The following is a 12,498-nucleotide window of genomic DNA, read 5'->3' as shown; positions in this document are numbered from 1 at the left end:
ATGAATAATCCAGGCAAAAGCAAAACATTATTGCTGTATGGGGACAATCAATGAATGACAACCGTTGGGAAGGTATCGACGAATTTGTCGCGGTCGCCGAATGCAGCCAGTTCACCGCTGCCGCCGAGCGCCTGGGGGTCTCTTCGTCCCATATCAGCCGTCAGGTGGCACGGCTTGAGGAGCGCTTGCAGACTCGCCTGCTGTATCGCAGTACCCGCCGGGTGACCCTGACCGAGGCCGGGCAGACCTTTCTCCAGCATTGCCAACGTCTGCAGGATGGTCGCGAGGAGGCCCTGCGGGCCGTAGGCGACCTGACCAGCGAGCCCAAGGGAATGCTGCGCATGACCTGTGCAGTGGCCTACGGCGAGCGCTTTATCGTGCCCCTGGTTACCCGGTTCATGAGCCTTTATCCGCAGTTGCGGGTGGATATAGAGCTCAGCAACCGCCCCCTGGATCTGGTGCATGAAGGGCTGGACCTGGCGATTCGCCTTGGGCGCCTGCAGGACTCGCGCCTGGTCGCCACTCGCCTGGCCCCACGCCGCATGTACCTATGCGCCTCGCCCTCCTACCTGGAACGTTATGGACGCCCACACAGCCTGTCGGAGTTGAGCCGGCACAACTGCCTGATCGGCAGCTCGGATATCTGGCAATTAGAACTGGATGGGCGCGAATTTTCGCAACGGGTGCAGGGTAATTGGCGCTGCAACAGCGGGCAGGCGGTGCTGGATGCGGCCTTGCAAGGGGTAGGGCTGTGCCAGTTGCCGGACTACTACGTCCTGGAGCACCTGCAGAACGGTACGCTGATTTCCTTGCTGGAAGCTCACCAACCGCCCAACACCGCAGTCTGGGCGCTGTACCCGCAGCAACGGCACCTGTCACCGAAAGTGCGCAAGCTGGTGGATTATCTGAAACAAGGGCTGGCGCAGCGCCCGGAGTACCGCGACCTGTAGCTGCTGCCGCAGGCTGTGACAAGGCCCGCAGGGCCTTCAGGGCCTCAAGAGCGGCGCCTCCTTCCGAGTCGTTCGCAGCCTGCACCAGCGGATACAAGGTGCAGCGCAAGCCAGCAGTCAGCGGCGGTTGGACCAGCGCTGGCGCAACCATTCCAGGTCTTCGGGACGGGTGACCTTGAGGTTATCCGAGCGGCCTTCGATCAGGCGCGGCGCCTGGCCGGCCCATTCCATCGCCGAAGCTTCATCGGTAATCGCCACATCGGCCACCAGGCTGTCGGCCAGGGCCCGATGCAGGGCACCGAGGCGGAACATCTGCGGTGTGTAGGCTTGCCAGATCAAACTGCGGTCAACGGTTTCCAGCACTCGACCGTGCTTGTCCACACGTTTCAGGGTGTCCCGGGCCGGAACTGCGAGCAGCCCCCCCACCGGGTCATCCATCAACTCACCCAGCAGTTTGTCCAGGTCATCCCGGGAAAGATTGGGCCGGGCGGCATCGTGAACCAGCACCCAGTCGTCATCGGCTGCGCCCTGGGCATGCAGATGGAGCAAGGCATTGAGCACCGAGCCGGAACGCTCAGCACCACCTTCGACCCGCTGGATCCGCGAATCATGGGCGCAAGCCAGGGCCGGCCAGTAAGGATCATCAACCGCCAGGCTGACCACCAGCCCCTTGAGCCCGGGGTGGTCGAGAAAGCAGCCCAGGCTGTGTTCAAGAATTGTGCGTCCACCCAGTTGCAGGTACTGCTTGGGGCGGTCCGCGGCCATGCGGGCACCAACGCCCGCGGCAGGAATCACGGCCCAGAAGGCCGGCAATACGTCGCTCATTGGGCCAACTGGTAGAGGGTTTCACCCTCCTTGACCATACCCAACTCGTGGCGAGCCCGTTCTTCCACGGTCTCCATGCCTTTTTTCAGCTCCATGACTTCCGCATCGAGTACGCGATTTCGTTCCAGCAAACGCTCGTTTTCAGCGTGCTGGTCGGCAATCTGCTGAGTCAGGTCAGCAACCTGGGCCAAGCTGCCGTTCCCCACCCACAGGCGGTACTGCAAGCCAGCCAGCAGCAAGAGCAAGACCAGGAACAACCAATTGGGACTGCGCATCGAATATCGGGTATCCAGTGAAAAAAGACAGCCATGCCAACAACTTCGGACCTACTGATAGCACGAAGCCTGGAAGACCCAGGCTTGTGCTCTTAAGGCATCAGATTAGTGGCAAAAAACTCGCTGTAGCGATTTTCCCGACACAATCCGGTGTCTTTTTACCATCTACTGCTTAGCCGCGAAACTCACCGCGACCGTTGTACTTGGCCTTGCCGTTCAATTGCTCTTCGATACGCAGCAATTGGTTGTACTTGGAAACGCGGTCGGAACGGCACAGGGAGCCGGTCTTGATCTGGCCAGCCGAGGTACCCACGGCCAGGTCGGCGATGGTCGAATCTTCGGTTTCACCGGAACGGTGGGAGATCACCGCAGTGTAGCCGGCAGCCTTGGCCATCTGGATGGCTTCCAGGGTTTCGGTCAGGGTGCCGATCTGGTTGAACTTGATCAGGATCGAGTTGGCGATCTTCTTGTCGATGCCTTCTTTCAGGATCTTGGTGTTGGTCACGAACAGGTCGTCGCCGACCAGTTGAACCTTCTCGCCGATCTTGTCGGTAAGGATTTTCCAGCCGGCCCAGTCGGACTCGTCCAGGCCGTCTTCGATGGAGATGATCGGGTAGCGCTGGGTCAGGCCTTTGAGGTACTCGGCGAAACCTTCGGCGGTGAACACCTGGCCTTCGCCGGACAGGTTGTACTTGCCATCTTCATAGAATTCGCTGGCAGCGCAGTCCAGGGCCAGGGTCACGTCGGTGCCCAGGGTGTAACCGGCGTTGGCCACGGCTTCGGAGATCACTTTCAGAGCGTCTTCGTTGGAAGCCAGGTTCGGTGCAAAACCGCCTTCGTCACCCACTGCGGTGTTCAGGCCACGGGCCTTCAGCACGGCTTTGAGGTGATGGAAGATTTCAGTGCCCATGCGCAGGCCTTCCGAGAAGGACTTGGCGCCAACCGGCTGCACCATGAACTCCTGGATGTCGACGTTGTTATCGGCGTGCTCGCCACCGTTGATGATGTTCATCATCGGTACCGGCATCGAGTAGACGCCCGGAGTGCCATTGAGGTTGGCGATGTGGGCGTACAGCGGCAGGTCCTGGTCCTGAGCGGCGGCCTTGGCAGCAGCCAGGGACACGGCGAGGATCGCGTTGGCGCCCAGGGTGGCCTTGTTCTCGGTACCGTCGAGCTTGATCATGGCCTGATCCAGGGCCTTCTGATCGATCGGGTCCTTACCCAGCAGCAGGTCGCGGATCGGACCGTTGATGTTGGCTACCGCCTTGAGCACGCCCTTGCCCAGGTAACGGCTCTTGTCGCCATCACGCAGCTCCAGCGCTTCGCGCGAGCCGGTGGAAGCACCGGACGGCGCGCATGCACTGCCGATGATGCCGTTGTCGAGAAGCACGTCCGCTTCGACAGTGGGGTTGCCACGGGAGTCGAGAACTTCACGACCTTTGATGTCGACGATTTTTGCCATTGTTGTAAACACTCCAAAGTTGACGAAAACGACGCAGCTGTAGGAAATCTTTTACCGTCGGCAAGGCGGGGAAAGCGGGCAGTCTTGCAGACGATAAGGCTCAGGCCCGGGGGCCTGAGCAATAATCGTGCGGTACTTTACCGGAGAAATCGGTTTTACGCGGTTTCTACCGTCGGAAAACTCTTGACCAGCTCGTCCAGGGCCTTGAGCTGGGCCAGGAACGGCTCGAGCTTGTCCAGGCGCAGGGCGCAAGGACCGTCGCACTTGGCGTTGTCCGGATCCGGATGGGCTTCGAGGAACAGCCCGGCAAGAGACTGGCTCATGCCGGCCTTGGCCAGGTCGGTGACCTGGGCCCGGCGACCGCCAGCGGAGTCGGCGCGACCACCCGGCATCTGCAGGGCGTGGGTCACATCGAAGAACACCGGGTATTCGAACTGCTTCATGATGCCGAAGCCGAGCATGTCCACGACCAGGTTGTTGTAGCCGAAGCTGGAACCGCGCTCGCAGAGGATCAACTGATCGTTGCCCGCCTCTTCGCACTTGCTCAGGATGTGTTTCATTTCCTGGGGTGCGAGGAACTGGGCTTTCTTGATGTTGATCACCGCGCCGGTCTTGGCCATGGCCACCACCAGGTCGGTCTGCCGCGAAAGGAAGGCCGGCAGCTGGATGATGTCGCAGACTTCGGCGACCACGGCAGCCTGGGCCGGCTCGTGGACGTCGGTGATGATCGGCACGCCAAAGGCCTGCTTCACGTCTTCGAAAATCCGCATGCCTTCTTCCAGGCCCGGGCCACGGTAGGAGGTCACCGACGAACGGTTGGCCTTGTCGAAACTGGCCTTGAACACGTAGGGGATACCGAGCTTCTCGGTGACCCGCACGTATTCTTCACAGACCTGCATCGCCATGTCGCGGCTTTCCAGCACGTTCATGCCGCCGAACAGCACCATCGGCTTGTCGTTGGCGATCTCGATGTTGCCTACGCGGATGATCTTCTGCGCCATCAGGGTCACGCCTTCTTCTGGTGTTGAGCCAATGCTGCTTTGACGAAACCGCTGAACAGTGGGTGGCCGTCACGGGGAGTCGAGGTGAACTCGGGGTGGAACTGGCAAGCGACGAACCATGGATGATCCTGGGCCTCGACCACTTCAACCAGCGCGCCGTCACCCGAGCGACCGGAGATCTTCAGGCCAGCTTCGATCAGTTGCGGCAGCAGCTTGTTGTTCACTTCGTAGCGGTGACGGTGACGCTCGATGATCACGTCCTTGGCGTAGCAGTCGTGGACCTTGGAGCCCGCTTCCAGCAAGCATTCCTGAGCGCCCAGACGCATGGTGCCGCCCAGGTCGGAAGCTTCGGTACGCACTTCAACGGCACCGGTGGCGTCTTCCCACTCGGTGATCAGGCCGACGACCGGATGGCCGCTGGTGCGATCGAACTCGGTGGAGTTGGCGTCTTTCCAGCCCATGACATTACGGGCGAACTCGATGACCGCCACTTGCATGCCCAGGCAGATACCCAGGTACGGCACCTTGTTCTCGCGAGCGTATTGCACCGCGGTGATCTTGCCTTCCACGCCACGCAGGCCGAAACCGCCTGGAACCAGGATCGCGTCGACGCCTTCCAGCAGCGCGGTGCCCTGATTCTCGATGTCTTCGGAATCGATGTAGCGCAGGTTGACCTTGGTACGGTTGGTAATGCCGGCATGACTCATCGCTTCGATCAGCGACTTGTAGGCGTCCAGCAGTTCCATGTACTTGCCGACCATGGCGATGGTGACTTCGTGCTCTGGGTTGAGCTTGGCGTCCACCACTTTTTCCCACTCGGACAGGTCAGCACCGTTGCACTGCAGGCCGAAACGCTCGACGACGAAATCGTCCAGGCCCTGGGCGTGCAGCACGGCCGGGATCTTGTAGATGGTGTCAACGTCTTCCAGGGAGATCACCGCACGCTCTTCAACGTTGGTGAACAGCGCGATCTTGCGGCGCGACGACACATCCACCGGATGGTCGGAGCGGCAGATCAGCACGTCCGGTTGCAAGCCGATCGAACGCAGCTCTTTTACCGAGTGCTGGGTCGGCTTGGTCTTGGTCTCGCCAGCGGTGGCGATGTACGGAACCAGCGTCAGGTGCATCAGCATCGCGCGCTTGGAACCGACTTCCACACGCAGTTGACGGATGGCTTCGAGGAACGGTTGCGACTCGATGTCACCCACGGTACCGCCGATTTCCACCAAGGCCACGTCGGCATCGCCGGCGCCCTTGATGATGCGACGCTTGATCTCGTCGGTGATGTGCGGAATCACCTGGATGGTGGCACCCAGATAATCACCACGGCGCTCCTTGCGCAGCACGTGCTCGTACACGCGGCCGGTGGTGAAGTTGTTGTTCTGGGTCATGGTCGTGCGGATGAACCGCTCGTAGTGGCCCAGGTCCAGGTCGGTCTCGGCGCCGTCGTGGGTGACGAACACTTCACCGTGCTGGAACGGGCTCATGGTGCCCGGGTCGACGTTGATGTACGGGTCCAGCTTGAGCATGGTGACCTTAAGCCCCCGCGCCTCCAGGATGGCCGCCAATGAAGCCGAGGCAATGCCTTTCCCCAATGAAGAAACAACACCGCCCGTGACGAATATGTAGCGCGTCATGAAAAACCCTAGAAGTCTGCGTTAAAGCGGTCAGTGCCGCCGGGGAAAGCGAAGGAAGGCCGAAGCCCCCGATCACCTGCATTAATCACAGTGCACCTTTCAAAAAAACCGCCGCGTGGTGACAGACCGGATGCAAAAACACCGGTAGGTTGCTCGCTACACATTTTTTGGAATCGCCCAGCAAAGACTGCTTGGTAATCGGCAACTCCTGCAATTCAGGCGAATCCACAGAAGTTGTATCAAGAAGGGAGCGTAGTCTACCGGAAAGCCCCTTTCAGCTCAAACCTTGATCGCTGGTTGGTGGCAGCCATTGCAATGGCCAGCCACCCTGGGGGTTTGTCGCAAGTGCCGGCAGGTTCGCCACCGCGAGCAAGCGGTCGTCCTGATACAGCAGCGGCAATCTGCCACGGACGAAACCCGGCAGCCCGCTTTCATTGAGCAAACGCTTCAAGTCCCGATGGCCGCGGCCGGCCAGGTGCATGATCTCGCCCCCCTGGCGATAGCGGATATGCAGCGACCCGGTCGGCACTGGCCCAGGGAACGACACCTGACCGTTGCCCGGCAGATGCAAGGGCTTTTGCGGATCGAGCCACTGCAACCGTCCGTCGACCGGTTGCAGCCAGCTGCCGGACAGCCACCAGACTCGCCCTGCCGCACGATGCAAATCGCCATCGGCCAAACGCCAAACCGGTCGCCCTTCGGCACCCGCATCTCGCAGGCTGTCCCAGCCGCGCCAGTGATCGGTATCCGGCAGACGGCCAAACCGGCTCAACCAATGGCTCAAGGCATTGCGTTGGCGCGCGCCCGACAAAGACTGCAAAGGTGCCAGGGCCAGTGAGGGCAGATCCAGCCAGGGCCAGACGCTAGCACCGCGGGCTGCATCCAGATCCATGATCGCCAGCTCATCGAGCAGGCCCTGGGCTTCATTCAAGTGCGCGGCGCTGCGGCTCATGCTGAGTGCCGCCTGGGGCCAGCGCGCGGTGATCGCCGGCATGACCTGGTGGCGCAGGTAATTGCGCGAATACTGATGATCGGCGTTGGATGGGTCTTCGACCCAGCTCAACTGATGCTCCGCGGCGTAGCACTGCAGTTCGGCACGTGACACATCAAGCAAGGGTCGCAGCAGGTGCCCGTCACCCAACGGCCGCGCTGACGGCATTGCCGACAAGCCCCTGACTCCGGCACCGCGCAGCAGGCGAAACAGCAGCGTTTCCGCCTGGTCGTCACGATGCTGCGCCGTCAGCAGCACTTCAGTGCTCGCCGTGAGCCGCGCGAAAGCGCCATAGCGTGCCTCGCGGGCGGCGCGCTCCAGGCTGGCACCCGCTGGCACCTGGACGCGAAGCACCTGCAGCGGCACCCCCAGCGCATCACAGAAGGCCTGACAATGCTCCGGCCAGGCGTCGGCCGCAGCCTGAAGTCCATGATGGATATGCACAGCCGAAAGTGGAGGAAGGCGATGGTGCTGCGCCAGCTCGGCGAGCAGATGCAACAGGACGGTGGAATCCAGGCCACCGGAGAAAGCCACGCGCCAACTCCTGGAGTCACGCCAGGGCGCGAGGCTGTGCAGTAGTTTGGCGCAGAGAGCGTTCATGACGTGTTCAAGACCTGTAGGAGCGGCCGGGTGGCGTACTGCTTGCCCGCATAAGCAACAACGCCGCCATCGAATCGATGGCGGCGCCTGGGTCGCGAACGAGCGTACCCCTACAAGGGGGAGCAGCGCTCGATCAGAGACCGTAGCTCATCAGGCGGTCATAACGACGGGCCAACAGGGTGTCGTTATCCATTTCCTTGAGCATGGCCAGCTGCGAGCTGAGTTCGGCACGGATCGAGGCAGCCGCGGCGGCTGGATCACGATGGGCGCCGCCCAATGGCTCGCCGATGACCTTGTCGACAATACCCAGGCCTTTCAGGCGCTCGGCGGTGATGCCCATTGCTTCGGCGGCATCAGCGGCCTTTTCCGAGGTTTTCCACAGGATCGAGGCACAGCCTTCCGGCGAGATCACCGCGTAAGTGGAGTACTGCAGCATGTTAAGTTGGTCGCAAACGCCAATGGCCAAGGCACCGCCAGAACCACCTTCACCGATCACGGTGGCGATGATCGGGGTCTTCAGGCGCGCCATGACTCGCAGGTTCCAGGCAATGGCTTCGCTCTGGTTGCGCTCTTCAGCGTCGATACCCGGATAAGCGCCCGGGGTGTCGATGAAGGTCAGGATCGGCATCTTGAAGCGCTCGGCCATTTCCATCAGGCGGCAGGCCTTGCGGTAACCTTCCGGACGCGGCATGCCGAAGTTGCGGCGGACCTTCTCGCGTACTTCGCGGCCCTTTTGGTGACCGATGATCATCACCGGCTGCTCGTCCAGGCGAGCAACGCCGCCTACGATGGCGGCGTCGTCGGAGAAGTGGCGATCGCCATGCAGCTCGTCGAACTCGGTGAAGATGTGCTGGATGTAGTCCAGGGTGTACGGGCGACGCGGGTGCCGCGCCAGACGTGCGATCTGCCAGCTGGTGAGCTTGCCGAAGATGTCCTCGGTCAGGGTGTTGCTCTTGTCCTGCAGGCGGGAAATCTCATCGCCGATATTCAGCGAATTGTCATTACCGACCAAGCGCAACTCTTCGATCTTGGCTTGCAGGTCGGCGATCGGCTGTTCGAAATCAAGAAAATTCGGGTTCATAGGCGTCCGTCTGGGCTCGACGTCCAAGGGAGCTTGGGCCGGCCGGTTGTCTATTCGCGCCCTACCTTAAGGGACGGACGCGTTGAGGTCGAGATTAAAAATTCAAGTGACGATGAGGCGCAATGATGGCACCTCACCGTCAACGGTATTGGAGGAAGACGTTGTCTCGCCCGAACTGGTCACGCAGGGCTTGAATCAAGCTGTCCGCCGGATCGATCCGCCAGTTCTCGCCAAACTGCAGCAGGGCCTTGGCGTCATCCCGGGTGTACTCCATGGTGATCGGGCATGCGCCGCGGTGGCGCTTGAACAGATCACCCAGCCAGCGTAGCTGATCGCCCTTCAGGGCATCGCTGTGGATCTTCAGGCGCAGGCTTTCCGCCAGGTTGGTCCGCGCATCCTCCATGCTCATCACCCGCTTGACCCGCAGGCGCAGGCCGCCGGAGAAGTCGTCGTTGCTGACCTCGCCCTCCACCACCACCATGGCGTCGGTCTGCAGCAGCGACTGCGCCGAGTGGAACGCATCGGCAAACAGCGAGGCCTCGATCCGCCCCGAGCGGTCGTCGAGGGTGATGAAGCCCATCTTGTCGCCCTTTTTGTTCTTCATCACCCGCAGGGCGATGATCATGCCGGCCACGGTCTGGGTATCCCGGGCCGGCTTCAGGTCGATGATGCGCTGGCGGGCGAAACGACGGATCTCGCCTTCGTATTCGTCGATCGGGTGCCCGGTCAGGTACAGCCCCAGGGTATCTTTCTCGCCTTTCAGGCGTTCCTTGAGGGTCAGTTCCTTGGCCTTGCGATGGTTGGCGTAGACATCCGCATCCTCATCGACGAAGACCCCGCCGAACAGGTCGGCGTGGCCACTGTCGTGGGTACGGGCGGTCTGCTCCGCAGCCTTGATCGCTTCTTCCATGGCAGCAAGCAGCACGGCGCGGTTCTGGTCGATATTGGCCTGGTAGGCCTTGGGCTCATCGAAGAAGTGCGGACCCAGGCGGTCCAGGGCGCCGCTTCGAATCAAGCCGTCCAGGGTCCGCTTGTTGATGCGTTTGAGGTCGACCCTGGCGCAGAAATCGAACAGATCCTTGAAAGGTCCTGCCTCGCGGGCTTCGGTGATGGCTTCCACCGGCCCCTCGCCGACGCCCTTGATCGCCCCCAGGCCGTAGACGATGCGACCTTCGTCGTTCACCGTGAACTTGAACTCGGAGGTGTTCACGTCCGGCGCGTCGAGGCGCAACTTCATGATCCGCACTTCCTCGATCAAGGTCACGACCTTGTCGGTGTTGTGCATATCCGCGGAGAGTACCGCCGCCATGAACGGCGCCGGGTAGTGCGCCTTGAGCCAGGCGGTCTGGTACGACACCAGGCCGTAGGCGGCGGAGTGGGATTTGTTGAAGCCGTAGCCGGCGAACTTTTCCACCAGGTCGAAGATGTTGCCCGCCAGGTCCGCATCGATGTTGTTGCTGGCGCAACCCTCAATGAAGCCGCCACGCTGCTTGGCCATCTCCTCGGGCTTTTTCTTACCCATGGCCCGACGCAGCATGTCCGCACCGCCCAGGGTGTAGCCGGCCATGACCTGGGCAATCTGCATCACCTGTTCCTGGTACAGGATGATGCCGTAGGTCGGCGCCAGTACCGGCTGCAGGCCGTCGTACTGATAGTCCGGGTGCGGGTAGGCCAGCTCGGCGCGGCCGTGCTTGCGGTTGATGAAGTCATCCACCATGCCCGATTGCAGCGGCCCCGGACGGAACAGGGCCACCAGTGCGATCAGGTCTTCCAGGCAGTCGGGCTTGAGCTTCTTGATCAGCTCCTTCATGCCCCGGGATTCAAGCTGGAATACTGCGGTGGTTTCAGCTTTCTGCAACAGGCTGTAGGTCGGCTTGTCGTCCAGCGGGATAAAGGCGATATCCAGCGGCTCCTCGCCGACCTTGGCGCGGTCGCGGTTAATGGTTTTCAGTGCCCAGTCGATGATGGTCAGGGTCCGCAGACCGAGGAAGTCGAACTTCACCAGGCCGGCCGCCTCGACGTCATCCTTGTCGAACTGGGTCACCAGGCCACCGCCCTCTTCGTCGCAGTAGATCGGCGAGAAGTCGGTGAGCTTGGTGGGCGCGATCACCACACCCCCGGCGTGCTTGCCGACGTTGCGCACCACGCCCTCGAGCTTGCGCGCCATCTCCCAGATTTCCGCCGCCTCTTCATCGACCTTGATGAAGTCCCGCAGGATCTCCTCTTGCTCGTAGGCTTTTTCCAGGGTCATGCCGACTTCGAAGGGGATCATCTTCGACAGACGGTCGGCCAGGCCGTAAGACTTGCCCTGCACCCGCGCCACGTCACGCACCACCGCCTTGGCCGCCATGGAACCGAAGGTGATGATCTGGCTCACCGCGTTGCGGCCGTATTTCTCGGCCACGTAGTCGATCACCCGGTCGCGACCGTCCATGCAGAAGTCGACGTCGAAGTCGGGCATGGAGACCCGTTCCGGGTTAAGGAAACGTTCGAACAGCAGGTCGTATTCCAGCGGATCGAGGTCAGTGATCTTCTGCACATACGCCACCAGGGAACCGGCACCCGACCCCCGGCCCGGACCTACCGGTACGCCGTTGTTCTTGGCCCACTGGATAAAGTCCATAACGATCAGGAAGTAACCGGGGAAGCCCATCTGGATGATGATATCCAGTTCGAAATTCAGCCGGTCGACGTAGACCTGACGCTTGGCCTCGTAGTCCTCGGTGGTGTCCTTGGGCAGCAGCACGCTGAGGCGCTCTTCCAGGCCGTCGAAGGAAACCTTGCGAAAATACTCATCGATGGTCATGCCATCGGGAATCGGGTAGTCAGGCAAGAAGTGCTTGCCCAGCTTGACCTCGATGTTGCAGCGTTTGGCGATCTCGACAGTGTTTTCCAGCGCCTCGGGCAGGTCACTGAACAGCTCGGCCATTTCCTCGGCGCTTTTCAGGTACTGCTGGTCGCTGTAGTTCTTTGAGCGGCGCGGATCGTCCAGGGCCCGGCCTTCACCGATGCAAACCCGGGTTTCGTGGGCTTCGAAGTCTTCCTGCTTGATGAAACGCACGTCGTTGGTAGCCACCAGCGGCGCGCCGATCTTGTCGGCCAGGGCCACCGCAGCGTGCAATTGCTCTTCGTCGTTGGGGCGGTTGGTACGCTGCACTTCCAGGTAGAAGCGCTCGGGGAATACGGTCATCCACTCCCGGGCCAGGGTCTCGGCAACCTCGAGATCGCCGGCGATCAGGGCCATGCCGATCTCGCCCTCCTTGGCCGCCGAGAGCATGATCAGGCCTTCCGCGGCCTCCGCCACCCACTCACGCTCGATGATGATCTGGCCGTTGCGCTGGCCATCGATGAAGCCGCGGGAAATCAGCTCGGTCAGGTTGCGATAACCCACGGCGTTCATCACCAGCAGGCTGATGCGGCTCAGGGGGTTATCCGGGTCCTTGTTCGACAGCCACAGGTCGGCGCCGCAGATCGGCTTGATCCCCGCACCCATGCTGGTTTTATAGAACTTGACCAGGGAACACATGTTGTTCTGGTCGGTGACCGCCACCGCCGGCATGCCCATGCCGGCCAGCGCCTTGACCAGCGGCTTGATCCGCACCAGACCGTCGACCAGGGAATATTCAGTGTGCAGGCGCAGGTGAACGAATGAAGCCGGCATAGTGATCCTGTAATA

At 61.4% G+C, this 12,498-nt stretch carries 9 protein-coding genes; 1 reads left to right on the top strand and 8 read right to left on the bottom strand.

Features of this window, described 5'->3' with window-relative positions:
* The first annotated feature begins 50 nt into the window (after window positions 1-50).
* The gene (locus PFLCHA0_RS06085) at window positions 51-950 is read left to right on the top strand and encodes a LysR substrate-binding domain-containing protein (RefSeq protein ID WP_011059546.1); all 900 of its coding nucleotides are present in this window, start codon (window positions 51-53) and stop codon (window positions 948-950) included.
* A gap of 117 nt (window positions 951-1,067) precedes the next feature.
* Here PFLCHA0_RS06085 and ispD read toward each other — a convergent pair whose 3' ends face one another.
* From ispD to dnaE, 8 genes are all read right to left on the bottom strand, one after another.
* Window positions 1,068-1,775 carry a 2-C-methyl-D-erythritol 4-phosphate cytidylyltransferase gene (gene ispD, locus PFLCHA0_RS06080; RefSeq protein ID WP_011059545.1) on the bottom strand — a complete coding sequence of 236 codons (708 nt, stop codon included), beginning with the start codon at window positions 1,773-1,775 and terminating at the stop codon, window positions 1,068-1,070.
* On the bottom strand, window positions 1,772-2,050 hold the full coding sequence (ftsB, locus tag PFLCHA0_RS06075) for a cell division protein FtsB (RefSeq protein ID WP_011059544.1): 279 nt from the start codon (window positions 2,048-2,050) through the stop codon (window positions 1,772-1,774). The genes ispD and ftsB overlap by 4 nt, the downstream gene beginning before the upstream one ends.
* A 172-nt stretch (window positions 2,051-2,222) precedes the next feature.
* Window positions 2,223-3,512 (bottom strand): phosphopyruvate hydratase, encoded by a 1,290-nt coding sequence (gene eno, locus PFLCHA0_RS06070; protein ID WP_011059543.1) that lies wholly within the window; start codon window positions 3,510-3,512, stop codon window positions 2,223-2,225.
* A gap of 155 nt (window positions 3,513-3,667) precedes the next feature.
* The gene (kdsA, locus tag PFLCHA0_RS06065; protein ID WP_011059542.1) at window positions 3,668-4,513 is read right to left on the bottom strand and encodes a 3-deoxy-8-phosphooctulonate synthase; all 846 of its coding nucleotides are present in this window, start codon (window positions 4,511-4,513) and stop codon (window positions 3,668-3,670) included.
* Window positions 4,514-4,518: 5 nt separating this feature from the next.
* Window positions 4,519-6,150, bottom strand: coding sequence for a CTP synthase (locus PFLCHA0_RS06060; RefSeq protein ID WP_011059541.1), 1,632 nt, complete (start codon window positions 6,148-6,150; stop codon window positions 4,519-4,521).
* A gap of 274 nt (window positions 6,151-6,424) precedes the next feature.
* Complete coding sequence (gene tilS / locus PFLCHA0_RS06055) at window positions 6,425-7,741, bottom strand: tRNA lysidine(34) synthetase TilS (protein ID WP_015634339.1); 1,317 nt, start codon at window positions 7,739-7,741, stop codon at window positions 6,425-6,427.
* A gap of 133 nt (window positions 7,742-7,874) precedes the next feature.
* Window positions 7,875-8,822: an acetyl-CoA carboxylase carboxyltransferase subunit alpha gene (locus PFLCHA0_RS06050; RefSeq protein WP_015634338.1), complete on the bottom strand. Its 948-nt coding sequence runs from the start codon at window positions 8,820-8,822 to the stop codon at window positions 7,875-7,877.
* A gap of 139 nt (window positions 8,823-8,961) precedes the next feature.
* The gene (gene dnaE / locus PFLCHA0_RS06045) at window positions 8,962-12,483 is read right to left on the bottom strand and encodes a DNA polymerase III subunit alpha (RefSeq protein WP_015634337.1); all 3,522 of its coding nucleotides are present in this window, start codon (window positions 12,481-12,483) and stop codon (window positions 8,962-8,964) included.
* Window positions 12,484-12,498 lie beyond the last annotated feature (15 nt).

The organism is Pseudomonas protegens CHA0, assembly GCF_000397205.1.
GTDB lineage: Bacteria > Pseudomonadota > Gammaproteobacteria > Pseudomonadales > Pseudomonadaceae > Aquipseudomonas > Aquipseudomonas protegens.
This window is presented reverse-complemented; position numbering and strand designations above follow the sequence as displayed.

Coding starts and splice junctions, on each gene's coding strand:
- ftsB (WP_011059544.1), bottom strand. CDS start 2,050: ATGCGCAGTCCCAATTGGTTGTTCCTGGTCTTGCTCTTGCTGCTGGCT.
- eno (WP_011059543.1), bottom strand. CDS start 3,512: ATGGCAAAAATCGTCGACATCAAAGGTCGTGAAGTTCTCGACTCCCGT.
- PFLCHA0_RS06060 (WP_011059541.1), bottom strand. CDS start 6,150: ATGACGCGCTACATATTCGTCACGGGCGGTGTTGTTTCTTCATTGGGG.
- dnaE (WP_015634337.1), bottom strand. CDS start 12,483: ATGCCGGCTTCATTCGTTCACCTGCGCCTGCACACTGAATATTCCCTG.
- kdsA (WP_011059542.1), bottom strand. CDS start 4,513: ATGGCGCAGAAGATCATCCGCGTAGGCAACATCGAGATCGCCAACGAC.
- PFLCHA0_RS06050 (WP_015634338.1), bottom strand. CDS start 8,822: ATGAACCCGAATTTTCTTGATTTCGAACAGCCGATCGCCGACCTGCAA.
- PFLCHA0_RS06085 (WP_011059546.1), top strand. CDS start 51: ATGAATGACAACCGTTGGGAAGGTATCGACGAATTTGTCGCGGTCGCC.
- tilS (WP_015634339.1), bottom strand. CDS start 7,741: ATGAACGCTCTCTGCGCCAAACTACTGCACAGCCTCGCGCCCTGGCGT.
- ispD (WP_011059545.1), bottom strand. CDS start 1,775: ATGAGCGACGTATTGCCGGCCTTCTGGGCCGTGATTCCTGCCGCGGGC.